Origin of the sequence: Aquibium oceanicum (genome assembly GCF_001889605.1) — a bacterium.
GTDB lineage: Bacteria > Pseudomonadota > Alphaproteobacteria > Rhizobiales > Rhizobiaceae > Aquibium > Aquibium oceanicum.
Genome location: NZ_CP018171.1, coordinates 1,290,829 through 1,313,697 on the forward strand (window position 1 = coordinate 1,290,829; position 22,869 = coordinate 1,313,697).

Here is a 22,869-nt window from a genome sequence, read left to right on the forward strand (position 1 = left end):
CGCGTCCACAGGTCGGGTCAGTCGCCCGACCTGTCCTCCCGCTCCTGCACGATCTGAAGTCGCGGCCGCGCTACCGGCTCCAGCGTCGGTCAGGCGAAGGGACGCGCCGACTTCGGGGAGTTCCGCGACTATAATAGGCTTCGGTACCACGGCAGGATTGATCCTGCCGTCATCCGTTCAGCCCCTTCCCGCCCTTCCGCTTCAACACATAGACATCCATGATCCAGCCGTTCTCCTCACGCGCCGCGGTTCGCTTCGCCTCGATCTCTGAGGCCTTCTCCGCGAGATCGCCCGCCACGATCATCTCCTGCTCGAGCCCGAGATAGGCGCCCCAGTAGATGGCGTAGTCGTCCTGCGCGACGTGCCGGAACGACATGTCGCCGTCGAGCATGACAACGATCGTGTCGGCGGCGTCGGGCGGCGCGTCTCTCAGCTTTCGGCCGGTCGTGGTGAGCACCGGGTTTCCGATGGTGTTGAGCGGCATGGCATGGCTCGCCGCCAGCGCCTGGACGCTGGTGATGCCGGGGATGACCTCCGGCTCGAATGCCACGGAATGCGTGGTGCGCAGCCTGTCGAGAATGCGCAGGGTCGAGTCGTAGAGCGACGGGTCGCCCCAGACGAGGAAGGCGGCGGTGCCGCCGTCGGGAAGCTCCCGCGCCAGCAGGTCCCGGTAGGTGGCGGCGATCGCCGCGTGCCAGTCATCGACGGTCTTCAGGTAGGCGTCGCCGCCGTCGCGCCGCGGCAGGTCGAACTCGACGATGCGTGTCTTCTTCGTCTCCAGGAAGCGCCGGCAGATCTCGCGGCGGAGCTCGGCAAGATCCTCCTTGGCGCTGCCCTTGCGGGGCAGGAGTACGATGTCGGCGCGGTTGAGCGCTTTGATCGCCTGCACCGTCATGTGCTCCGGATTGCCGGCGCCGATGCCGATGACGAGCAGCTTCAGCATGACGACTATCCTTCCGAAACTCCCGCCTCGGCGAATGTCGCCATGCCGGAATGGCAGGCAAGTGCTCCGCGCAGGATATTGACGGCGAGGCACGCGCCGGAGCCTTCGCCGAGCCGCATGCCGAGATCGAGCAGCGGGCGCAGTCCGAGCTTCGCGAGCAGCTTGCCGTGCTGCGCTTCGGCCGAGACGTGGCCGGCGAGGCAGTGCGACAACCCGCCTTCGGCGAGCTTCGCCAGCGGCGCGGCGGCGGCGGTTGCGACGAACCCGTCGAGCAGCACCGGAACTCCACGCAAGCGCGCCTCGATCACCGCGCCCAGGATGGCGGCGAGCTCGCGCCCGCCAACGAGGCGAGCCGCTTCCAGCGGATCCGAAAGCCGGTCGCCGTGGAAGCGCAGCGCGGCATCGACGGTTTCCGCCTTGCGGGCGAGGCCGGCGTCGTCGACGCCGGTGCCGCGGCCGACCCATTCGGAACCCGTCCCTCCGAACAGCGCGGCGCAAAGCGTGGCTGCCACGGTCGTGTTGCCGATTCCCATCTCCCCGACGCAGACGAGTTGGGCGCCGTCCGGCACCGCGGCGCGGCCCGCGTCGACCGCCGCCAGGAAAGCGGCCTCGTCCATGGCCGGTCCTTGCGTGAAGTCCCCGGTCGGCGTGTCGATGTCGAGCGGGACCACGTCGAGGTCGATGCCGGCCTGTCGCGCCAGCTGGTTCACCGCCGCGCCGCCGCCGGCAAAATTGGCGACCATCTGCGCCGTGACAGCGGCCGGGAAGGCGGAGACGCCGCGCTGGGTGATGCCGTGCGAGCCGGCGAAGATCAGCACCACCGCCGTATCGAGGACGGGAATCGCGCGCCCCTGCCAGCAGGCCAGGAATTCCGCCAGGTCTTCCAGCCGGCCGAGGCTTCCCGGTGGCTTGGTGAGCACCATCTGGCGCGCGCGGGCGGCCTGTGCCGCGTCTACGTCGCCCGCGGGGAGGTCGCGACATAGTGTGCGGATGGTCTCGATGCTGCCGGTTCCAGCCATGATTGCTCCGTCAGGTGAGGATTACCGCTGCCGCGAGCAGCAGCACGATTTCGCAGGATTGCTGGAGCGCGCCCAACACATCGCCGGTCTGCCCGCCGATCTGATGGCGGGCGAGTGCGGCGAGCCCGAAGAAGACCGCCAGGAGAAGCAGCACCGACAGGATCGCGAAGCCGAATCCAAGTGGTAGGAGGGCGAGGAACCCGATGCCTAGCGCGCCCAATGCGACGTTCCTGTCGATGATACCGATCCCGGCCGATAGTCCGTCGGAGCGCGCCGCCGCGACGATCGAGGCGAAGGCCGGAAGCACGGCGCGCGATGCGGCGTGGGCAGCGATCAGCACGAAGAGCAGGACCCATCCGCCCTCCGCCGTGGCGATGGACGCGATCGCGCTCCATCTGGCCAGCGCCGAAAGGATGAGCGCCAGGGTTCCATAGCTGCCGATGCGGCTGTCGCGCATGATGGAGAGCTTGTCGCCGCGCGTCCTGCCGCCGCCGAATCCGTCGGCGACGTCGGCCGCCCCGTCCTCGTGCAGCGCGCCGGTGACGAGAATGCCCGCCGCCAGCGCGACGACGGCGGCGGCACCCGAAGGCAGCGAAAGCCAGAGCGCCAGGCCGCCTGCCACCCCGGCAACGACCCCAACGACAAGGCCGGCGACCGGAGCTGCCCAGAGCGCGTGCGTGAAGGAACGGGTCAGCTGCCTGTCGGGGAGCGGCAGGCGCGTGAAGAAGCCGAGGCAGAGCAGGATGTCCGCCGCGAACGGGTTGTCGAGGAAGCGCCCGCCATTCATGTCTCAGCCGCGCGCGATTGCATGGAAGAAGGCGCCGCTGACGTTGCCGCGCCGGCTTCCCGAAGATCCGAGGCTGTTGCCGGGCGCGTCCCACAGATCGGCAAGCGGCGCGTCATTACCGGGCTCGATGACGCGCGAATAGTGGAATTCGTGGCCGCGGATCTCGTCGCCGGCGCGGCCGACGACGCTGTCGGCGGCGAGCCGCGCCTTGCGGTAGCCGAGATTGATCCGGCGCTTGGCATAGCTGGTGGTGTGGCCGAGCAGCCCCGCCATGCGGTGGGTCACGCCGTCGGCATCCTCCAGCGCCTCGCCGAGAACCATGTAGCCGCCGCATTCGCCATGAACCGGCTTTGTCTCCGCGAAGCGTGAGAGGCCGTCGCGGAAAATCCGCGCCGCCGCCAGCTTTCCGGCATGCAGCTCCGGATAACCGCCCGGAAGCCAGCAGACGTCGCAGGACGCATCTGGTGCTTCGTCGGCGAGCGGCGAGAAGGCAACGAGTTCGGCGCCCGCTTCGCGCCAGTGGCGGACAACATGGGGATAAACGAAGCTGAAGGCGGCGTCCTCGGCGATGGCGATGCGCTGTCCGGGCGGCGGTATAAGGGCATCGCTGGAACCCGCGCCGGACGCGACGGGCGTCGCTGCTTCCAGCAGCCTGTCGACATCGATCGACTTTTCCATCACGTCGGCCAACCGGTCGATGAAGGCCTCGAGCGCGGCGTGCTCGCGCGCCTGCACCAGCCCCAGGTGCCGCTCCGGCATGGCCATGTCGGCGTTGCGCCGGATCGCGCCGAAGACGGGAATGCCGCGCTCCTCGATCGCCGCGCGCGCCTGCGCTTCGTGCCGGTCGCTGGCGACCTGGTTGAGCACGACACCCGCGATCCGGACCTGCGGATCGAAGGTGAAAAAACCGTGCGCGATCGCCGCCGCCGTCTGCGACTGGCCGGAGATGTCGAGGACCAGAAGCACGGGCAGGCCGAAGCCACGCGCCAGATCGGCGGCGGAGCCGGTGCGGCCGTCCTCGGTGCGCACGCCGTCGAAAAGCCCCATGGCGCTCTCGACGATCATCACGTCCGCGCCGTCGGCCTGCTGCGCGATCAGCCGCTCGATCAGGTGCGGCGGCATGGCCCAGCTGTCGAGGTTGACCCCCGGCCTGCCGGTGGCCGCCGCATGGAAGCCGGGATCGATGTAGTCCGGCCCCGATTTTGCGGCTGCCACAGTGAGGCCGCGCCGTCCGAAGGCGCGCATGAGGCCGACCGCGACGCTGGTCTTGCCGGAGCCGGAGCGCGCCGCCCCGACGATGAAGCCGCGCGGGCTCATGCCGTCTGGTCCGTCCGGGCGAGCGACTGGAGTTCGTCGCGGAAGGAGACGATGTCTCCAACCACGATCAACGCCGGCGAGCCTACGCCCGCCTCCCGCGCGCTGCGGTGGATGGTGTCGAGCGTGGCGACGACGATCCTCTCGTCGGGCGTCGTCGCCGACATGATGACCGCCGCCGGGGTCCCTCCCGGCAGTCCGCCCGCCACGAGCGCGTCCGCGATCGTCTCGAGGTTGCTCATGCCCATGTAGATGACGATCGGCTGGCCCGTCGCCGCGAGAGCGGCCCAGTCGAGACAATCGTCGTCATCGGCGGCGTGGCCGGTGGCGAAGGTGATCGCCTTGTTGATGCCGCGCATGGTGGCGGGAATGCGCGCGTCGGCGAGGGCCCCGAGCGCGGAGGTCACGCCGGGCAGGAACCGGAACGGGATGCCGGCGCGCGCAAGCTCCAGCGCCTCCTCGGCGCCGCGGCCGAACATGTTGGGATCGCCGCCCTTGAGCCGCAGCACCCGATTGCCCGCCCGGGCCAGGTCGACGATCAGGGCGTTGATGTGCGCCTGGGCGAAAGACGGCGCGCCGCCGCGCTTTCCGACGAAATGCAGCGAGGCTTCCGGCGCGGCGCGCAGCACGGTGGGGTCGACGAGCGCGTCGTAGACCACCGCGTCGGCTTGGGACAGTGCATGCACGACGTCGAGCGTCAGGCAGCCGAGCCCGCCCGGCCCGGCGCCGGCAAGCCAGACGTGGCCGGGTTCGAAGGTGGCGCCCTGGAAGGGGAGTCGGCCGATGGAATCGCGCAGCGTCATGGCATGTCCCTGCCGCGGAAACGGCGCTGGTAGGCGGCGTCGTAGAGCGCGCTCTCGCGGAAATCCTCCGCTTCCAACCCCCGCCCGACGAAGACGATCGCAGTCCGGTCGATGGGCTCCTCGGTGACACGCGCCTCGATGTCGGAAAGCGTGCCGGTGACGATGCGCTCGTCCGGCCAGGTGGCGCGCACGACGATCGCGACGGGGCAGTCCGCGCCGTAGAGCGGTGTGAGTTCGGCGACGATCCGGTCGAGCGCGTGGATGGCGAGGTGGATTGCCAGCGTCGCGCCAGTCCGGCCGAAGGCGGCGAGCGTCTCGCCGTCCGGCATCGCCGAAGCCCGGCCCGAAACGCGCGTGAGCACGAGGCTCTGGTTGACTTCGGGGATGGTCAGTTCGCGCCCCAGCACCGAGGCGGCCGCGGCGAACGCTGGGACGCCCGGCGTTAGCGTGTAGGGAATGCCGAGCGCCCGCAGCCGGCGCATCTGTTCCGCCACTGCGCTCCACACCGACAGGTCGCCCGAATGCAGCCGCGCAACGTCGTGCCTCGCCGCGTGGGCGGCGACGTACTCGGCCTCGATCTCGTCGAGCGACATGGGCGCGGTGTCGATCTTGCGCGCATCCGCGGGACAATGGTCGAGCAGGTCGCGCGGCACGATCGAGCCGGCGTAGAGGCAGACCGGGCAGCGCGCGAGCAGGTTGCGGCCGCGAACGGTGATCAGGTCGGCGGCGCCCGGCCCCGCACCGATGAAATGCACAGTCATGGCTGCGCCTCCGCATATGCGATCGCGCAGGTCGCCGGTCCGGCAGCGATCCGCGGTCCGAGCAGGCGCGCCGCCGGTCCGGCCACGGCGAGAGCCGCCGCTTCGGCGACCGAGCCGTGTCCGGTGGCCGCCAAGGATGCTTTCGATCGCGTCAGTATCGTCTTCTTCGTCGCTTCCAGTGCCGTCTCGTCCGCGAGGATCAGCGGCCGTTGCAGCAGGCTCGCTACATCGGCCAGGGCTGGCTCGCCGCGCTTTTGCGGCAGCGACGCCAGCGCGTCGATCTGCGTCCTCGCAAGGCCATGCGCCGACAGTGCGGCATCGAGGGCTGCGAGAATCTCCGCCGACGAGACGCCCTTGCGACAGCCGATGCCCGCGACCATCACGGCTTGCTCCATGTCCACTGCGTTACCGGCATGGCCGGCCGCCAGCCGCTCTTGCCGCCGACGGGCGCGGCGCGGGAAACGGTAATGCGCGACAGCTCGCCGCCGTGCCGGGCGTAAAGGTCGAGGAGGACGGCCTCCATTTCCAGCGTCACGGCGTTCGCGACCAGCCGACCGCCGGCGCGCAGCCGCTCCATGGTAATTGCCATCACGCCGTCACGCGAGCCTCCACCGCCGACGAAGACCGCGTCCGGCTGGGGGAGACCGGCGAGCGCCTCGGGTGCATGGCCTTCGACGATGTCCAGCCCCGGAACTCCGAGCGAACGCGCATTCCGGCGGATGCGCGCGGCGCGTTCCGCCTCCGCCTCGATCGCCACGGCGTGCAGCGACGGATGCGCCAGCATCCACGATATGGCGATCGAGCCAGAGCCGGCGCCGATGTCCCACAGAAGCTCGCCGCGCCGGGGCGCCAGCGAGGACAAGGTGACGGCGCGGATCTCGCGCTTGGTGATCTGGCCGTCATGTTCGAACAGTGCGTCGGGGATGGCAACGGCAAGCGGGATAGTCTTGGCACGATCGTCGCCGGACGCCTCGATGGCAACGACGTTCAGGTCGGCGAATATCTGCGTGCCGAGAGCGTCGGCGCGTAGTGTGGAAACCGCTTCCGCCGGACCACCGAGCGCTTCGAGGATGTGGAACCGCGAACTGCCGAAACCGGAGGAGGCCAGCAAGTCGGCGATCTCGGCCGGCGACCTGCCGTTCGAGGTCAGCGCAAGGATGCGCGCGCCGTCTTGGAGCAATGGCCGGATCAGGTGGATCGGGCGGCCATGCAGCGAGATCGTCTCCGTCTCCTGCAAGGCCCAGCCGAGCCGCGCCGCCGCCAGGCTGAAGGCGGACGGCGCGGGATAGGCGCTGAATTCGGCCCGATCGACATGGCGTGCCAGCGTCGTGCCGACGCCGTGGCAAAACGGATCGCCGGACGCCAGCACGCAGACGTTCCGTCCGCGCGCGGCGACCACGTCCGCCATCGTCGTGTCGAAGGGGACCGGCCAAGGGCGCGGTTCGCCGCGGATCGCGGTCGCGGCCAGTTCGAGATGCCGCGCGCCGCCGAAGACCAGGTCGGCCTCGCCGATCGCCTGCCGCGCCGCGGCGCCGATGCCGTCGAGCCCGTCCTCGCCGATGCCGACGATGGCCAGCCACTTTGCCGTTGCGCCGGCCGGCATGTCCTTCCTAGATGGCGGCATGGCGACCCCGCACATCCTCATCCTCGGCGGTACCGGCGAAGCGCGCCGTCTTGCCGAAAAGCTCGTCGCGCAGGGCGATGCGAAGGTGACGCTGTCGCTCGCCGGCCGCACGGTCGCCCCGCTGGCGCAGGCCGGAGAGGTCCGCATCGGCGGCTTCGGCGGCGCCGACGGTCTCGCCGAGTGGCTGCGGGCGCATGCGGTGGATGTCTTGGCCGATGCCACGCATCCCTTCGCCGCCCGCATTTCCGAAAATGCCATCGCCTCGTCCGAAACTGCCGGCGTTCCGCTGGTGGCGCTTCGGCGCCCGGCATGGGAGCGGCAACCTGGCGATCGATGGATCGATGCCAAAAGCGTCTCCGAGGCGGCCGGGCTGCTCGGCCACGAACCTCGGACGGTCTTCCTCGCCATCGGCCGGCAAGAACTGGCGCCGTTCAAAGCCGTTCCGCAGCATCGCTACATCGTGCGCAGCGTCGATCCGGTCGAAGACGGCGATGCGCTTCGCGGAGCGACCTACATCCTCGACCGCGGTCCGTTCACGGAGGCGGCCGAGCGTCAGCTTCTGCTTGCGCATGGCGTCCAGATCGTCGTCGCGAAGAACAGCGGCGGGGACGCGACCTACGGCAAGATCGCCGCCGCGCGGGAGCTGGGAGTGCCGGTCGTCATGGTCGGCCGTCCACCGGCAGGCGGGGGGGAGGCTGTCGCGAGCGTCGAGCAGGCGCAGGAAAGGATCCGTCATCTCGCCGGCCTCCCGGCGAAACGCGGCGAATAGACGATCGGCGGCAGTCCGTCCCGTTCGACGATGCGCGTCTCCGGCGAGCCGATGATGACGCAGGTCGCCATATCGGCCATTCCGGCCGCGGCGTCGGCCAAGAGTACCGTTGCTATGCGCTCGTCCGGCCGTCCGGCGGCCCGGCCGAAAACGACCACGGTTTCTCCCGGAAGCACCTCGCGCAGGATGTCGAACCCCCTGTCCAGCTGCCAGGGCCGGGCGCGGCTCACCGGATTGTAGAGCGCGATGACGAAGCCCGCCCGGGCTGCGGCGCGCAGGCGGTTTTCGATCACATCCCAGGGCTTGAGATTGTCCGACAGCGAGATCGCGCAGAAATCATGGCCGAGCGGCGCGCCGATGCGGGCAGCGACGGCCAGCATGGCGGTGACGCCGGGAACCACTTCGAGTTCCAGCGCGCGCCACTCGGCCGGCCCGTTCTCGATCGCCTCGCAGACGGCCGCCGCCATTGCGAACACGCCGGCGTCGCCGCCCGAGACCACAGCCACGTGGCGACCCTGTGCGGCGGCGGTCAAGGCGGCCCCGGCGCGCGAAAGTTCCTCGCGGTTGTCGGAGGCGTGGCGGGTCTGGTGCGATCCGAGCGTCAGCCGGTCGAGGTAGGGGCCGTAGCCGAAGAGATCCGTCGCCGCAGCGACCGCGGCGCTCGCCTGCGGCGTCGTCTGCTCCGGGCTCCCTGGCCCGATGCCGACCACGGTGATCCTGCCGCTCATGTCCGCCCGCTCCAGCCGGGCACGAGCACGATCGAGAAATAGGGCGCAACGTCGTCCGGCTTGTCGGCAAGCCGCATGGTCGCCATGGCGGCCATGGTCGCCCGCTCGACATAGATCGCGTCGTGAAGCCGCCCCGCCGTCTCCAGCGCGCGGCGGATTCTGGGCAGGTTGCGGCCGACTTTCATGATCACGCAGGCTTCCGTCGCCGCGATGCGCCTTGCCAGTTCCGCCTCGTCGAGCGTGCCGGGAAGCACCGACAAGATGTCGTCGCCCTGCGTGATCGGTACGCCGACCGCAGACCAGGCGCCCGACATCGCCGTGACGCCGGGGATCACCTCGTTCGGATAGCGATGGGCGAGCCGCACGTGGAGGTGCATGTAGGAACCGTAGAATAGCGGATCGCCTTCGCTCAGCACCGCGACGGTGTGGCCGGCATCGAGATGCGATGCGACGGAAGCGGCCGCCTCCTCATAAAATGCCGTGATGCTTTCGATGTACGTGGCATCCGAGCGGTGGATCTCGGTGGTGACCGGGTAGAGCAGCGGCAGTTCGAGCACCTCCGGCCGGATGTGCGCGGCGACGATCGCGCGGGCATTGCCGTTGTTGCCGCGCTTGGCGAAATGCGCCAGGACGTCGGCCTCGCGCAACGCGCGCGCCGCCTTCAACGTCAGGAGTTCCGGATCGCCGGGGCCGGTCCCGACGCCGATCAGCCGCCCCGTCACAGCCCCGGCCTCGCAAGCGCGTTGACGGCCGCCGCGGTCATGGCGCTGCCGCCGAGCCGTCCGCGAACGATCGCCCACGGCACGCCGTGGTCGCCTTCCGTCAGCGCGTCCTTGGATTCGGCCGCTCCCACGAAACCGACCGGCATGCCGATGATCGCCGCCGGCTTCGGCGCGCCGTCTTTCAGCATGTCGAGCAGGTGGAAGAGCGCCGTCGGCGCATTACCGATGGCCACGACCGATCCGGCAAGCCGGTCGCGCCAGAGTTCGAGCGCGGCGGCCGAGCGCGTGTTGCCGATCCTGGCAGCGAGTTCCGGAGTGCGCGGGTCGCGCAGGGTGCAGATCACGTCGTTGCCGGCCGGGAGCCGCGCGCGGGTGACGCCCCGTGCGACCATCTCGGCGTCGCACAGGATTGGCGCGCCGGCCGCGAGCGCTGCCCGCGCTGCCGCCACGAACCCTTCGGAGAAGGCGAAGTGGGCCGCTGCCTCCACCATGCCGCAGGCGTGGATCATGCGCACCGCGACATCCGCCTCTGCCTCGTCGAAGCGGGAGAGGTCGGCTTCGGCGCGGATGATGGCGAAGGATTTTTCGTAGATCGCCGTCCCGTCGCGGATGTAGTCGGTCGTCGTCAAGCGGATCGTCTCCGTTCGGGGATGTGGGGAGTGGCGAGGGCGGACAGGACGCGGCGAATTTCGGTTCCCGCCTCCATGCCCTCCGCGACGAACCCGCAACCCTCGGCCGCGCCGATCAGGGAAAGCGACGGCCCAGCCGGCTTCGCGCATTGCTTCGCGCAGCCCGAGACGTGGACCATGCCCTCTGCCGGCAGCGTCTCCGGATGGTTCCGGACCAGCCGGGCGGCGATGTCGCGTGTCGGCAGGAAGGCCGAGGCACAGTTCGGCGCCCCTGCGCAGGTGACGATGCGCAACCGCGGGTCGTCGGCGCGCGTGACGAGACCCAGCCGCTCGGCGGCAGCGACCATGCCACAATCCTCGTCCGCGGGAGATCCGATGACGAGCAGGCCCTTGCCAGGCGCGAGGCGGATTTCGTGGCAGGGATCGATTGCTTCGGCGAATTCCGAAAGCGCGGAGGCGCGCATCTGCCCGAAGGAAAGTGCGAAACCTCGGGCGATAGCGCCACCCTTCAGCGCGAAGGACCCTACTGGCGCCACCGACGCCGGCCGCTCCGGCCTCTTGGACGACTCAAGGCTTTTTCCGGCGCGTGACAACGCCTCGGCCTGCAGGTCGCGCCCGCGTGTCTCGCGACCGGATGCGGCGAGCGCTTCGATCAGCGAGATCGCCGCTGCCACCGCGCTTTCGGCATTGCCCCGCCCGACCACGCGCGCGTCTTCTCGCCCGCCGCCCGCCATGACCACCCAGCCTTCGCCGTCCGCCTCGACACGGATATCGGCCATAACGCCCGACAGGTTGAGGGCGCCGCCGCCATCGACAACTACCGAGACCTTTGGTGCAAGGAGAGCAGAAAGGTCGCGTTCGACGACTGCGATACGGACGGCTTCGGCCAGCGGGCGAGGGTCGGCTATCTCGCTGGCGTCGAGGCCGGCGAGCGGTCCGACGCCGATCTGCACGCCGGAGAGCGCATCGACGCCGAGGGCCGCGATGTCTTCCCCGAAGGACGCCACGCTTGCGGGCGACAATCCGCGGACTTGCAGGCTCCCGCGCGAGGTGATCTCCAGAACCCCGTTGCCGTGACGTTCGGCCGCCGCGGCGATGCCGGCGAGCTGGCGTGGTGAGAGGTTCCCGAACTTCGGATTGATGCGCACCAGCAGGCCGTCGCCGGTCTGCATCGGGGAAGACAGCGACGGGCAGGCGCCGCGGCGATAGATGGCGTTCATGCCGCCTCCAGTCCGCGCGCCTCGGCGATCAAGGCCGCGAGGTCGTGATCCACCGAATTGCGCAACGGATGCCACAGGCCGCGCCGGCGAGCGTCGGAGAAACGCTGCGCGATGGCGCGGGCAGCCGCAGGGTTTTCGGCGAGCAGGAAGGCGCGCACCCGCGGATCGCCGAGATAGGCGTCGTGGACGTCCTCGATCAGCACCGGCGGAATGGCGTTGGTCGTCTCGGCGAAACCAACGAGCCGGTCGACCGTCTCGGCGAATTCGGAGGCGCCGCGCGGGCCGTGCCGCATCTGGCCCTCGATGAAGCGCCGGTTGAGCGCACGGGCTCGCACCGTGCGCGTCACCGCCGCCACGACCGAGCGTGCGCGGGGGCGTTGCGGGCTCGTGGTGTCGAGTATGATCACGTCGGCCTTGCCCCCGAGAGCGGCAACCGCCGCCGCGAAGCCGCCGGCGAATGCGACGTCGGCCGAGCCTTCGAGGATGTCGCGGCCGGGATCGTCGCTCGAATGGACCAGCAGATCGGCGCCGGCGACGCGGTCGGCGAACCGGCCGGGCGCGGCGCGGCCTTCGCCCTCGATCCCGCCGAAGGCGTGCGAGGAGGCGTCGAGATAGGCGCGGCCGAGCTCCTCGCGGGTTTCCCACGCTCCGCTCGCGAGCTTCTCCTCGATGCCCGACCCGTACGTGCCCGGCGCGGAGCCGAAGATGCGCGCGGGCCGCTCTTCGGCCCGCCGTGCCGAAATCGCCAGTGGATTGTCGTCATCTTCCTCTGCGCGTTGCGCGATCGCGGCGACGGCCGCATCGATCAGCGCGATCTGGACCGGGAACATGTCCCGGAAGAGCCCGGAGATGCGCCAGGTGACATCGACGCGCGGGCGTCCCATCGCGGCGGGCGGCAGGACGTCGATGCCGGTGACGCGGCCGGTGGAATGGTCCCATTGCGGCCGGCAGCCCATCAGCGCCAGCCCCTGCGCGATCTCCTCGCCGCCGGTGCGAAGGCTCGCGCTGCCCCACAGGTCGATCACCAGCGAGCGCGGATAGTCGCCATGGTCCTGCAGGTAGGAGCGGATCACCTCGTCCGCCGCTTTGCGGCCGAGTTCGGCCGCGGTCGGCGTGGGCATGGTGCGCGGGTCGGCGGCAAAGAGGTTGCGCCCGGTCGGCAGCACGTCGGTGCGCCCGCGCGAAGGCGCGCCGGATGGGCCGGGCCGCAGGTGCCGCCCGTCGAGCGCGTCGAGCAGCGCCTGGCGCTCGGCACCGGCGCTGGCGATCCGCGCCGGATCGGTGTCCGCCTCCGAGGCGCGCCCGAAGACGTGCAGCCCGTCCTTCACCGCGAAATCCTTGAGGTCGCAGAGCCAGGCATCGATCTTCATCAGCGCCTCGTCGGGCGTGTCGACATCAACGCCGGCCTCGCGCGCCAGACCAGTCTTTGCCGCCGTCTCGACGATCAGCGCGGCGAGACGGTCGCGGCGGCGCCGGTCGAGGCCGTCGGCCTGCGCATACTCGTCGACCAGCCGTTCGAGCGCCTGCTGGTCCTCCGTCAGCCCGGCACCCACGAGCACCGGCGTCAGGTGGCCGATGGTGACGGCCGCGATGCGGCGCTTGGCTTGCGCGGCCTCGCCCGGATTGCTGACGATGAAGGGATAGATGACAGGCAGCGATCCGGTGACCACTTCGGGGAAACAGTTTTTCCCGAGCGCCACCGTCTTGCCCGGCAGCCATTCCAGCGTGCCGTGCGCGCCGACATGGATGAGCGCGTGGCAGCCGAGCGTCTTACGCATCCACAGGCCGAAGGCGACGAGCGCGTGGCGCGGCGGCAAGGCGGGATCGTGATATTCGACACGGCGGTTTTCCGAGCGTCCCCGGTCCGGCGCGAAGGCGACCGTGACGTTGCCGAAGCGGGCGTGGCGGAACACGAAGTGGCCGTCTGGCGCATCGTCCTCAGGCGCGCCCCAGGCGGCAACGACCGACTCCAGCGCTTCCGGCGGCAGGTCGGCGGAGAGCCGGCGGTAATCTTCGATCAAAACGGTTGGCTGCGATCGGTCGATCCGGCGCATCAGGTCGCGCGGCGATGCGGGAGTGTCCTCGACCGCATAGCCTGCGGCGTTGAGGTCGCTCAGCATCTCCAGCACGCTCTGCGGCACGTCGAGCCCGACGGCGTAGCCGGCCCGGCCGGTCGCGGCGGGGTAGTCGGGAACGACGATCATGATGCGGCGTTCCGCACGCGGCGTCGCCTGGAGGGTCAGGAATGCCGCGATGCGGTCTGCGACTTGCTCCACCCGATCCGGTTCCGGCCGGTTGACCTGCAGCCGCACGCCCAGCACCGCGTCGGGTGCCGCCACGTCCTTGAAGGAGATCGCACCGGCGGCGACGCGGCCGTCGAGTTCGGGCAAGACGACATGCATGGCGAGGTCGGCGGGCGCGAGGCCGCGCTGGCCTTCGAGCCAGGCCTCGCGGCGCGTCGTGGCGATTGCGACCTGGAAGACCGGCAGGCCGAGTTCGTCGAACAGCGTCGTCTCGCCCGGCTCCGCCCCGAGCGCGAAGGCCGTGGCGGTGAGCATGAGCCTCGCGGAAAAGCGACTCGCGGTATCTCGGATGAGCGCCGGTGCTTCGCGGTCGCGCAGGCTGCCGACGAAGATCGGCAGCGCCAGGATGCCTCTTGCCGAAAGCGCGCCTGCAAGCGCGTCGATCGGCGCCGTGTCGCCGGCGAGCAACATGGAGCGGTAGAAGATCAGCGGCGCCACGGGTTGACCAGTTTCTGCGAGACGCTCGAAATGGCCGCGCTCGACCAAGCCCGTGCCTGGCGCGTAGTATCCCGCCTTGGCGACCGGACGAGCCGTATCCGGCTCGGCGATCCCGGAACCTGCAAGCCTCGCCAGCCGACGAAGCGCAATCGCGAGATTGTCCAGCCCCCCGTCGCGAAAGCACTTCAACAGCGCGTCGTAGTCGGACGCCGGCACGGTCGAGAGCCCCGCCAGCCGCTCGTCGCGCTCACTGCATTCGCCGGGCAGCAGCACCAGCGCGATGCCCTTGCGCCGGGCCGTGGCGGCGAGCTGCTCGCAACCGTAAGACCACCACTCGTAGCCGCCCAGAAGTCTTACCAGCACCACGCGCGCATGGGCGGCCGTCTTCTCAATCCACAGATCGACCGACATCGGATGCCGCAGGTCGCGCAGATGCGCCAGTCGAAGCGAAGGCAGCGTGTCGCGCGCGGCGTTCCAGGCCGCGGCCATGCCGGAGATGTCGCTGTCGGTGAAGGACAGAGCGACCATGTCCGCAGGCGCCTGGGCCAGATCGATCGGCTCGATCAGGCTGTCCAGGGAAGCGGTGCCGGTCGCCAGGATGTGCATGGCTTCAAGCCGCGAGGAGCTTTTCCACCGCCGCGCGGTCGAGCCCCTTGAGGCCAATCACGACGAGACGGGTGGTGCGGTCTTCCTCCGGCCGCCAGGCGCGGTCGTAGTGATGCGTCACGCGCGGGCCGACGGCCTGCACCAGGAGCCGCATCGGCTTGCCCTCGACATGTGCGAAACCCTTCAGCCTCAGCACGTTCTCGGCTTCCGCCGCCGCCGAGACTTTCCGAGCCAAGGTATCCGGATCGGAAATCGCCGGAAGCTCGACGACGAAGCTGTCGAAATCGTCGTGCTCATGGTCGAGCTCGTCGTCGTGATGCGTCTTGCGATTTTCGATGTCGTCCTCGACGGCGAGACCGAGGCCGAGCACCACACCCGCGTCGATGCGGCCGTTGGCGCTCGCCACGATCTTCACCGCGCGCGGCAGGTGCGCCTCGATGGCAGCGGTCGCACGGGCGCGTCCGGCATCGTCGAGCAGGTCGCTCTTGGACAGCACTACGAGGTCGGCGCAGGCGACCTGGTCCTCGAATACCTCCTCGACCGGATCGTCGTGGTCGATCGAATCGTCGGCTTCCCGCTGGCGCAGCAGCGCCTCGCGGTCCTGGGTCACCTCGCCGGCCGCGAGTGCTGGGCCGTCAACCACCGCCACCACTCCGTCGACGGTGACGCGGTTCTTTACACCCGGCCACTGGAAGGCCTGCACCAGCGGCTTCGGCAAGGCGAGCCCTGAGGTTTCGATGAGGATGTGATCGACCCTCGGCTCGCGTGCGAGAATCTTGTCCAGCGCCGGCACGAAGTCGTCGGCGACGGTGCAGCAGATGCAGCCGTTCGCCAGCTCCACTATGTCCTCGTCGGCGCAGTTCTCCACACCGCAATTGCGCAGGATCTCGCCGTCGATGCCGACGTCGCCGAACTCGTTGACGATGATGGCCAGCCGCTTGCCGTGCGATCCCTGGAGAAGATTGCGGATCAGCGTCGTCTTGCCGGCGCCGAGAAAGCCGGTAACGACCGTGCAGGGCACGCGATCGAAGGAGGCGGTCATGGGATTTCCTTGAGGCTGTCGAAGGTGGGCACGCGCGCGATCAGCCCGCGCTTGAGCGATTCGGGGCGGGCGCGGAACGGCATGAAGCCGTCGGTGGAGCGTGCGAAGAGTTCGGCGCCGGCAATCAGGTCGGGCGCGTTCGAGACGTCCAGTTCGCCGAAGACGTAGGACCAGCAGCCGTCGCGCATCATGACGGCGCTGAGGCCGCGTTTGCAATTGCCAAGGCAGGCGACCTGGCGCACCTCGACGAGATCGGAAGCTTCCTCGGCCGCGGATGCGGTGGCCCTGGCGAGCAGCGACCCCGGCCGCGGATCGGCTTCGGGCTCGGAACGCAGGCGACAGGAACTGCAAACGACGATCGTCACGGGCGACGCCTGCGCGCATGCCTCGTGTTCCGGCTCGGCGGCCGGTCTGCCCAGATCGTCCGGATAGACCCTCAATCCAAATGCTCCTTACCCGGGACACCCGCCGGGCCGTGAGAGTACGATACGTCGACGGCAGGTCTCCTGGCTTCCGGCTCACCGTTCGCGCCGCCTTCCCGAAGCTATCGCTCCAGTGGCGCATGGCGCGCACTAACCGGTTACAGTTGCGGGGACAGCTGCGGAGTAGCCCGTCGCAGGCGCACCGCATTCCCTCTTAGCCTCCATCGTTGCGGATGAAGGACCGTCGAGGCGCATTTACGGCTTCCACTCCGAAACTGTCAACGAGTGAGCGCGGCCCCCTTTCGCCGGTCGGCCATTTCCACTAAGGTCGTCATGTCGTCGGTTCCCCGCGAGGGGATGTGAAAGGGAACGAGGTAGGGATTTCCCGATCCTCGGCTGCCCCCGCAACTGTGAGCGGCAAGCCTTCGCCCGATATGCCACTGAAGCCAAAAGCTTCGGGAAGGCGGGCAGGGGCAGTGACCCGCGAGCCAGGAGACCTGCCGCCGGCATGAACGGGAACAAGGCCCTCGGGTGGAGGGCGGAAGGGATCGAAATGGCACAGACTTCAGTCATCCAGGGTTCGGCCGCAACGCGCGCCGGCATCCTGCCTCTCGCATTCGCCGGTCTGCTCGGCGTCTTCATCGTAGGCTTTGCCGGGTTCGCGCATATGGACGTGGTCCACAATGCCGGCCACGACTACAGGCATTCCATGGCATTCCCCTGCCACTGAGGGGTTTTCGACATGTCTGTCTTTCGTAACGCGATCTTCCTGGCCGCGATCGCCGGGCTGTTTGCCGGCATCGTGATGACCGGCCTGCAGAGCGTCTTCACGGTGCCGCTCATTCTCCAGGCCGAGACTTTCGAGAGTGCCGCGGCGCCGGCCGATCACCACCACGGTGAGGAAGCGCAGGCCGCGCCCGCCGCCCACAGCCATGACCATGGCGAAGAAGCCTGGGCACCCGCCGACGGCGCCGAGCGCACCTTCTACACCGGGCTGGTCAACATCGTGACCGGCATCGGCTTTGCCCTCCTTCTGGTGGCAGCATCCGAGATCGCCGGCGGAATCAGAAGCTGGCGTGCCGGCCTCGTCTGGGGCTTCGCCGGTTTCGCCGTCTTTACGCTTGCGCCCGGCCTCGGCCTTCCGCCGGAATTGCCGGCGATGCCGGCGGCCGACCTCGTCGCGCGGCAGGCCTGGTGGATCTTCACGGTCTGCGCCACCGCGGCCGGCTTGGCGCTGGTCGCCTTCCGCACAGCGCCATGGCTGGCGCTGGTGGGCGTCGCGCTCATCGTCGCCCCGCACGTCATCGGCGCGCCGCAGCCGCTGAGCCACGAAACCGCCGTCCCCGACGGTCTCCACCACAGCTTCGTCGTCGCCGTCACGATGACCAGCCTTGTGTTCTGGCTGGCGATGGGGGCCGCGGTTGGGACGCTGCGCGAACGCTTCGCCGCCGGCCTGGAGGCGCCCCGGCACAGCCTTGCCTGAGCAAGGCTCGCTCACCTTCGTCCTCGGAGGCGCGCGATCGGGCAAGAGCAGGCATGCCGAGACTCTGGTCTCGGCCTGTCCCGCACCCTGGGCCTACATCGCCACGGCGCAGGCCTTCGACGACGAGATGCGCGAGCGCATAGCCCTGCACCGTGACCGGCGCGACGGTCGCTGGCACACCGTGGAAACGCCACTGGATCTCGCCGATGCGATCGGGAGGATTCCCGGGGGTCAGGCGCTGCTCGTCGATTGCCTGACCTTGTGGCTGACCAACGTGATGTTGGCCGAGCGAAACGTAGAGGCGGCCTGCCAAGACCTGGCGAACATGCTGGCAAGACCGCGCGGGCCGTGGTTCGTCGTCTCCAACGAGGTCGGCCTCGGCATCGTGCCCGACAACAGGCTTGGCCGGGCTTTCCGCGACGCCGCCGGGCGTCTCAACCAGATGATCGCGGCCAAGGCCGATGCCGTCCTGTTCATGGTCGCCGGCCTGCCGATGAAGGTGAAGTGAAGATGGCCGAAGCCGAAGACGCCGGACGCCACAAGGCCAAGATGGAAAAGCGCAAGGCGCACCAGGACGCCAAGCTGCGCGACAAGACCATCGAGAAAGGCCTGCTGATCGTCAACACGGGACCCGGCAAGGGCAAATCCACCGCGGCCTTCGGGCTGGCGTTGCGGATGCTCGGCTACGGCCGGCGCGTCGGCGTGGTGCAGTTCATCAAGGGCGCCTGGCACACGGGCGAGAAGGACGCGCTGGCGCGCTTCGGCGACCTGGTCGCCTGGCACGCCATGGGCGAGGGCTTCACCTGGGAGACGCAGGACAAGGCGCGCGACATCGCCGCCGCCGAGCGCGCCTGGCAGCGCTCCCGCGAACTGATGGCCGACCCGTCCTTCGGCCTCGTCATCCTCGACGAGTTGAACATCGCGCTGCGTTACGAGTACCTCGATCTGGCTTCGGTCGTCGAAGCGCTGAGCGCGCGCCGTCCCGACCTGCACGTCGTCGTCACCGGGCGCAACGTCAAGCCGGAGCTGATCGAGGCCGCCGACCTCGTCACCGAAATGGGGCAGGTCAAGCACCATTTCGCCGCCGGCGTGAAGGCGCAGCAGGGCATCGAGTTCTAGCCGCGATGGCCGCCAGGGCGCTGATGTTCCAGGGGACGGGCTCCGACGTCGGCAAGTCGCTGATCGTCGCCGGCCTCTGCCGCGCCTTCGCCAACCGGGGAATGACGGTCCGCCCCTTCAAGCCGCAGAACATGTCCAACAATGCCGCCGTGACGGTCGAGAACGGCGAGATCGGCCGGGCGCAGGCGCTGCAGGCGCGCGCCGCCCGCGTCGCGCCGTCCGTCCACATGAACCCGGTGCTCCTCAAGCCGCAGAGCGAGACCGGATCGCAGGTTATCGTGCAGGGCCGCATCCATTCCGCGGCCGACGCGAAGACCTACCAGTCGCTGAAGGCGAGCCTGATGCCGGCCGTCCTGGAGAGCTTTACCCTGCTTCGGTCCAACGCCGACCTCGTGCTGGTGGAAGGCGCCGGCAGCGCGTCGGAAATCAATCTTCGCGCCAACGACATCGCCAACATGGGCTTTGCGCGCGCCGCGGTCGTTCCCGTCGTATTGATCGGCGACATCGACCGCGGCGGGGTAATCGCCAGCCTCGTCGGCACGAAGCACGTCGTCGATCCGGCCGATGCCGCGCTGATCCGCGGCTTCGTCGTCAACCGTTTCCGCGGCGACCCCGCGCTGTTTGCCGACGGCATGGCTGAGATCGCGCGGCGGACCGGCTGGACGCCCTATGGGCTCGTGCCGCATTTCGAGGCTGCCCGCCGCCTGCCTGCCGAGGATGCGCTGGCGCTGACATCGAAATCGGCCGCGCGACCGAGCGGCGGCAAGGTGCGCATCGCGGTACCGATCCTGCCGCACATTTCCAATTTCGACGACCTCGACCCGCTGGATGCCGAGCCGGACGTCGAACTAGTGCGCGTGCGGCCGGGTCAGCCCATACCCGGCGACGTCGCACTCGTCCTGCTCGTCGGCTCCAAGTCGACCATCGCGGATCTCGAGGCGCTTCGCCGCTCGGGGCTCGATGTCGACATCCACGCGCATATCCGCCGTGGTGGCCACGTTATGGGATTGTGCGGCGGCTACCAGATGCTCGGCCGTCGCATCGAGGACCCGTCCGGAATCGAAGGCCCGCCCGGCGGCACTGACGGGCTGGGTCTGCTCGACGTGACGACCGAACTTACGCAAGCGAAATCGCTCGAATCCGTCACCGGGACGACGGCGGACGGCGTCTCCTTCTCAGGCTATGAAATGCATGTCGGCCGCACGATCGGTTCGGATGCGGAGCGCCCTTTCGCACGCCTCGCCGATGGCCGCCCCGACGGTGCCACGTCGCTGTCTGGCCGCGTCTGCGGAACCTACGTCCACGGCCTCTTCGCCGACGATGCGCAGCGAAGCGCCTGGATCGCGCGGCTCGGCGGACAGGCTTCCGGGCTCGACTATGAGGCGGGCGTCGAGGAGACGCTCGACGCGCTAGCCGCCCATCTGGAGCGCCATCTCGATCTCGATGCCCTGCTCAGCCATGCACGATGAATGCCGCCGCCACGAGCCCGACCAGCGCGATCAGCAGCGCATCGGCGCGGCGATAGATCCGCAGCGCGCGCCTTATGTCAGCCGCGGCGGCGTCGCGGCGCCCACCTTCGCCCATCACCGCGTCCTCCACCAGCACGCCGCCATAGCTGCGCGGGCCGGCGAGCGCCAGGCCCAGCGCGCCGGCCATCGCGGCCTCCGGCCAGCCGGCATTGGGCGACCGGTGCTTTCGGGCGTCGCGCCGCACCGCGCGCCAGCTCGCCCCGGAATCGGCGTACTTCAGGGACCACGCCGCGCAGGCAATCAGCAGCGCGGTGAGCCGCGAAGCGGGCAGATTGATCAGGTCGTCGAGCCGCGCCGAGGCCCAGCCGAAGGCCTCGTGTTTCGGTGTCCGGTGGCCGATCATGCTGTCGGCGGTGTTGACCGCCTTGTAGATCGCAGCACCCGGCAGCCCGGCGACGGCGAGCCAGAAGGCGGGAGCTACGATGCCGTCGGAAAAATTCTCCGACAGGCTCTCGATCGCGGCGCGCGACACGCCCGCCTCGTCGAGGTTTTCCGGGTCGCGCCCGACGATCATGGAAACCGCCTTGCGGCCGCCTTCCAGCCCGTCCCGCTCCAGCGCGTCGGCGACGGCTTCCACATGGCTCTCCAGGCTGCGCTGGGCAAGCAGCGAACTCGCGACGAGGGCCGTTGCGAGGATGCCGACACCCGCGCCGAACGCCATTTGCACCGTCAAGCCCGCCGCGCCCGCCACAATAACGAAGACTGCCAGCGCAAGGAGACCGGCAGCCTTCCGCGAGCCGAAACTGCGGTCGGATCGGTTGAGCGTTGCGTCGGCCCATGCGATCAGCCGGCCGATCCAGGTGACCGGATGGCCGATCGCGCGGTAGACGGCGTCGGGGTAGCCGACGGCGCGTTCGATCAGGAGCGCCAGGAATGCGAGCAGGGCTGACATGACGAGGCCGGGCAGGGCTCCACTGGACGAGGTGACCGATCACGGCGGCAGCCTGTCGCGCGCGGCGCGGCTGTACCCTGACGCGCCGCCGCCCTGGCTCGATCTCTCCACCGGCATCAACCCGCACTCCTATCCGGTGGAGAAGATTCCCGCCAGCGCCTTCCGGCGGCTTCCCGAGGAATCGCGGCTCCAGCAACTCCTGGCGGCCGCAGCGCTTACATATCGCGCGCCGACGGGAAAGAACGTCGTCGCGGCGCCCGGTACGCAGATCCTCCTGCCTCTCGTCGCCGCGCTTTTGCCGCCGGGCCGCGCCGCCATCCTGTCGCCGACCTACGCCGAGCACCGCCGCGCAGCCGCGATTGCCGGCCACGCGGTGGTGGAGACCGGGGATTTCGAGGCGCTCGGGAACGCGGACCTCGGGGTGCTGGTCAATCCCAACAATCCGGACGGCCGCGTCATGCGGCGCGAGGCTTTGCTCGGTCTCGCCGCAAAAATGAGGGCCCGCGGCGGCCTGCTCGTCGTCGACGAAGCGTTCATGGACGTCGGCCCCGAGGAAGAGAGCCTGGCGCCGGACGCCGAAACGGGCGGCTTCGTCGTCCTGCGTTCCTTCGGCAAGTTCTACGGGCTTGCCGGCCTGCGCCTCGGCTTCGCCGTCGGCCCGGTGGCGCTCCTATCGCGCATAGCGGCGCAACTCGGCCCCTGGGCCGTCTCGGGCCCCGCGCTGGAGGCCGGCATCGCCGCGCTGGAAGACGCGAAATGGCGCGCCGCCATGCAGGACCGGCTTGGAGACGAAGCAGCGCGACTCGACGAAATTCTCGCTCGCCATGGCCTTGACGTCTCCGGCGGCACCAGCCTCTACCGCTTCGTCCGGACACCGCATGCCGGCGGAATCGTCGAGGCGCTCGGCCGGCGCGGCCTCCTCGTGCGCGCCTTCGCGCACGACGCGGAGGCTCTGCGCTTTGGACTGCCGGATTCGCCCGACGCGTTCGATCGCCTCGACTCCGCGCTGCGAATTGCGTGCGACCGGTGGAGCGCCAAACCGTGATCCACGTCACACCTCTTTCGCGTCTCGAGGGAACCTTGCGGCTGTCCGGCGCAAGCCATCTCCTGACCCTGCTTTCGGATGGTGCGGTCTTTTTGCGGCCCGACGGCTTCGGCGCCGACCGCTGCCTGCAGCTGACGATGCACGACATCCCGGAAGCGCGCGATGGCTATACGGCCCCGGCGCCGGAACATGTCGAGGCCCTTCTCGCCTTCGCGCGCCGCTGGGACCGCGCCGCCCCGCTCGTCGTGCATTGCCACGCCGGCATCAGCCGCTCGACCGCGGCAGCCTACGCGATCGCGGCCATGCTGCAACCCGCGCGTCCGGAAGACGATCTCGCGCGGGACCTGCGGCGGCTCTCGCCGATGGCCACGCCAAACCCGCTGATCGTCGCCCATGCCGACCGGCTGCTCGGGCGGCAGGGGCGCATGATCGAGGCCATCCGCTCCATCGGCCGTGGCGCGGACGCCTTCGAAGGCGTCCCCTTCGTGCTCGATCTTCGCTGAGGGTTCGGGGCGCGTCGTCGGGACTTCTTTCGGGAGAAACCGGATCTGGCTTTCGCCTTGCGATACGGAGGGAAGCGGTATTCCGCCCCCGCGTCGGGATCCACGAGACGGAACCATACCCGTGGCGTCGAATTGTGATCGGGAAGGGATTCCGAAAATAGGAAACGC

Annotated in this window: 24 protein-coding genes and 2 riboswitches; of the genes, 8 read left to right on the plus strand and 16 right to left on the minus strand. The window is 69.5% G+C overall.

Annotation, left to right across the window (positions count from 1 at the left end):
* Positions 1-169 precede the first annotated feature (169 nt).
* The 8 genes from cobF to cbiE are packed head-to-tail and all read right to left on the minus strand — an operon-like array spanning position 170 to position 7,230.
* On the minus strand, positions 170-943 hold the full coding sequence (cobF, locus tag BSQ44_RS06435) for a precorrin-6A synthase (deacetylating) (protein WP_072602451.1): 774 nt from the start codon (positions 941-943) through the stop codon (positions 170-172).
* A 5-nt stretch (positions 944-948) separates the two neighbouring features.
* Positions 949-1,962: a nicotinate-nucleotide--dimethylbenzimidazole phosphoribosyltransferase gene (cobT, locus tag BSQ44_RS06440; protein WP_072602452.1), complete on the minus strand. Its 1,014-nt coding sequence runs from the start codon at positions 1,960-1,962 to the stop codon at positions 949-951.
* Positions 1,963-1,972: 10 nt separating this feature from the next.
* Positions 1,973-2,749, minus strand: coding sequence for an adenosylcobinamide-GDP ribazoletransferase (locus BSQ44_RS06445; RefSeq protein WP_072602453.1), 777 nt, complete (start codon positions 2,747-2,749; stop codon positions 1,973-1,975).
* A 3-nt stretch (positions 2,750-2,752) separates the two neighbouring features.
* On the minus strand, positions 2,753-4,066 hold the full coding sequence (locus tag BSQ44_RS06450) for a cobyrinate a,c-diamide synthase (RefSeq protein WP_072602454.1): 1,314 nt from the start codon (positions 4,064-4,066) through the stop codon (positions 2,753-2,755).
* Positions 4,063-4,866 (minus strand): uroporphyrinogen-III C-methyltransferase, encoded by an 804-nt coding sequence (gene cobA / locus BSQ44_RS06455; RefSeq protein ID WP_072602455.1) that lies wholly within the window; start codon positions 4,864-4,866, stop codon positions 4,063-4,065. The genes BSQ44_RS06450 and cobA overlap by 4 nt, the downstream gene beginning before the upstream one ends.
* Positions 4,863-5,627 carry a precorrin-4 C(11)-methyltransferase gene (gene cobM / locus BSQ44_RS06460; protein ID WP_072602456.1) on the minus strand — a complete coding sequence of 255 codons (765 nt, stop codon included), beginning with the start codon at positions 5,625-5,627 and terminating at the stop codon, positions 4,863-4,865. Before cobM ends, cobA begins: the two co-directional genes overlap by 4 nt.
* A complete protein-coding gene (locus tag BSQ44_RS06465; RefSeq protein ID WP_235633358.1) occupies positions 5,624-6,007 on the minus strand; it encodes a cobalamin biosynthesis protein in 384 nt (127 codons plus the stop codon). Before BSQ44_RS06465 ends, cobM begins: the two co-directional genes overlap by 4 nt.
* Positions 6,007-7,230 carry a precorrin-6y C5,15-methyltransferase (decarboxylating) subunit CbiE gene (cbiE, locus tag BSQ44_RS06470; protein ID WP_072602458.1) on the minus strand — a complete coding sequence of 408 codons (1,224 nt, stop codon included), beginning with the start codon at positions 7,228-7,230 and terminating at the stop codon, positions 6,007-6,009. The genes BSQ44_RS06465 and cbiE overlap by 1 nt, the downstream gene beginning before the upstream one ends.
* Here cbiE and BSQ44_RS06475 point away from each other — a divergent pair.
* Positions 7,196-8,020, plus strand: coding sequence for a cobalt-precorrin-6A reductase (locus tag BSQ44_RS06475; RefSeq protein ID WP_335622621.1), 825 nt, complete (start codon positions 7,196-7,198; stop codon positions 8,018-8,020). The genes cbiE and BSQ44_RS06475 overlap by 35 nt on opposite strands.
* On the opposite strand, the gene BSQ44_RS06480 is transcribed toward BSQ44_RS06475, so the two are convergent.
* The 7 genes from BSQ44_RS06480 to BSQ44_RS06510 are packed head-to-tail and all read right to left on the minus strand — an operon-like array spanning position 7,984 to position 16,148.
* Complete coding sequence (locus BSQ44_RS06480; RefSeq protein WP_072602459.1) at positions 7,984-8,748, minus strand: precorrin-3B C(17)-methyltransferase; 765 nt, start codon at positions 8,746-8,748, stop codon at positions 7,984-7,986. The genes BSQ44_RS06475 and BSQ44_RS06480 overlap by 37 nt on opposite strands.
* Positions 8,745-9,470, minus strand: a complete 726-nt coding sequence (locus BSQ44_RS06485; RefSeq protein ID WP_072602460.1) for a precorrin-2 C(20)-methyltransferase — start codon at positions 9,468-9,470, stop codon at positions 8,745-8,747. The genes BSQ44_RS06480 and BSQ44_RS06485 overlap by 4 nt, the downstream gene beginning before the upstream one ends.
* The gene (locus BSQ44_RS06490) at positions 9,467-10,099 is read right to left on the minus strand and encodes a precorrin-8X methylmutase (RefSeq protein WP_072602461.1); all 633 of its coding nucleotides are present in this window, start codon (positions 10,097-10,099) and stop codon (positions 9,467-9,469) included. Before BSQ44_RS06490 ends, BSQ44_RS06485 begins: the two co-directional genes overlap by 4 nt.
* Complete coding sequence (gene cobG / locus BSQ44_RS06495; RefSeq protein ID WP_072602462.1) at positions 10,096-11,319, minus strand: precorrin-3B synthase; 1,224 nt, start codon at positions 11,317-11,319, stop codon at positions 10,096-10,098. The genes BSQ44_RS06490 and cobG overlap by 4 nt, the downstream gene beginning before the upstream one ends.
* Entirely contained in the window at positions 11,316-14,666 is a 3,351-nt protein-coding gene (gene cobN / locus BSQ44_RS06500) for a cobaltochelatase subunit CobN (protein WP_072602463.1), read from the minus strand. Before cobN ends, cobG begins: the two co-directional genes overlap by 4 nt.
* Before the next feature lie 4 nt (positions 14,667-14,670).
* Positions 14,671-15,708: a cobalamin biosynthesis protein CobW gene (cobW, locus tag BSQ44_RS06505; RefSeq protein ID WP_072602464.1), complete on the minus strand. Its 1,038-nt coding sequence runs from the start codon at positions 15,706-15,708 to the stop codon at positions 14,671-14,673.
* Positions 15,705-16,148 (minus strand): DUF1636 family protein, encoded by a 444-nt coding sequence (locus BSQ44_RS06510; protein WP_083534542.1) that lies wholly within the window; start codon positions 16,146-16,148, stop codon positions 15,705-15,707. Before BSQ44_RS06510 ends, cobW begins: the two co-directional genes overlap by 4 nt.
* 39 nt (positions 16,149-16,187) lie before the next feature.
* Positions 16,188-16,391: riboswitch (cobalamin riboswitch) on the minus strand.
* 62 nt (positions 16,392-16,453) lie between these two features.
* Positions 16,454-16,649, plus strand: a riboswitch (cobalamin riboswitch).
* A 34-nt stretch (positions 16,650-16,683) separates the two neighbouring features.
* Here BSQ44_RS06510 and BSQ44_RS06515 point away from each other — a divergent pair.
* Genes BSQ44_RS06515 through BSQ44_RS06535 form a run of 5 tightly spaced genes read left to right on the plus strand, consistent with a single transcriptional unit; the run spans position 16,684 to position 20,201 of the window.
* On the plus strand, positions 16,684-16,860 hold the full coding sequence (locus tag BSQ44_RS06515) for a CbtB domain-containing protein (protein WP_072607907.1): 177 nt from the start codon (positions 16,684-16,686) through the stop codon (positions 16,858-16,860).
* 12 nt (positions 16,861-16,872) lie between these two features.
* The gene (locus tag BSQ44_RS06520) at positions 16,873-17,613 is read left to right on the plus strand and encodes a CbtA family protein (RefSeq protein WP_072602465.1); all 741 of its coding nucleotides are present in this window, start codon (positions 16,873-16,875) and stop codon (positions 17,611-17,613) included.
* Positions 17,606-18,121: a bifunctional adenosylcobinamide kinase/adenosylcobinamide-phosphate guanylyltransferase gene (gene cobU / locus BSQ44_RS06525; RefSeq protein WP_072602466.1), complete on the plus strand. Its 516-nt coding sequence runs from the start codon at positions 17,606-17,608 to the stop codon at positions 18,119-18,121. Before BSQ44_RS06520 ends, cobU begins: the two co-directional genes overlap by 8 nt.
* A gap of 2 nt (positions 18,122-18,123) precedes the next feature.
* Complete coding sequence (gene cobO, locus BSQ44_RS06530) at positions 18,124-18,732, plus strand: cob(I)yrinic acid a,c-diamide adenosyltransferase (RefSeq protein WP_072602467.1); 609 nt, start codon at positions 18,124-18,126, stop codon at positions 18,730-18,732.
* Positions 18,733-18,737: 5 nt separating this feature from the next.
* Positions 18,738-20,201, plus strand: a complete 1,464-nt coding sequence (locus BSQ44_RS06535; RefSeq protein ID WP_072602468.1) for a cobyric acid synthase — start codon at positions 18,738-18,740, stop codon at positions 20,199-20,201.
* Here BSQ44_RS06535 and cbiB read toward each other — a convergent pair.
* A complete protein-coding gene (cbiB, locus tag BSQ44_RS06540) occupies positions 20,185-21,153 on the minus strand; it encodes an adenosylcobinamide-phosphate synthase CbiB (RefSeq protein WP_072602469.1) in 969 nt (322 codons plus the stop codon). The two genes, BSQ44_RS06535 and cbiB, sit on opposite strands and share 17 nt — an antisense overlap.
* On the opposite strand from cbiB, the gene cobD reads away from it, so the two are divergent.
* Both cobD and BSQ44_RS06550 read left to right on the plus strand, forming a co-directional pair.
* On the plus strand, positions 21,152-22,198 hold the full coding sequence (cobD, locus tag BSQ44_RS06545) for a threonine-phosphate decarboxylase CobD (RefSeq protein WP_072602470.1): 1,047 nt from the start codon (positions 21,152-21,154) through the stop codon (positions 22,196-22,198). The two genes, cbiB and cobD, sit on opposite strands and share 2 nt — an antisense overlap.
* Positions 22,195-22,701, plus strand: a complete 507-nt coding sequence (locus BSQ44_RS06550; RefSeq protein WP_072602471.1) for a tyrosine phosphatase family protein — start codon at positions 22,195-22,197, stop codon at positions 22,699-22,701. Before cobD ends, BSQ44_RS06550 begins: the two co-directional genes overlap by 4 nt.
* Positions 22,702-22,869 lie beyond the last annotated feature (168 nt).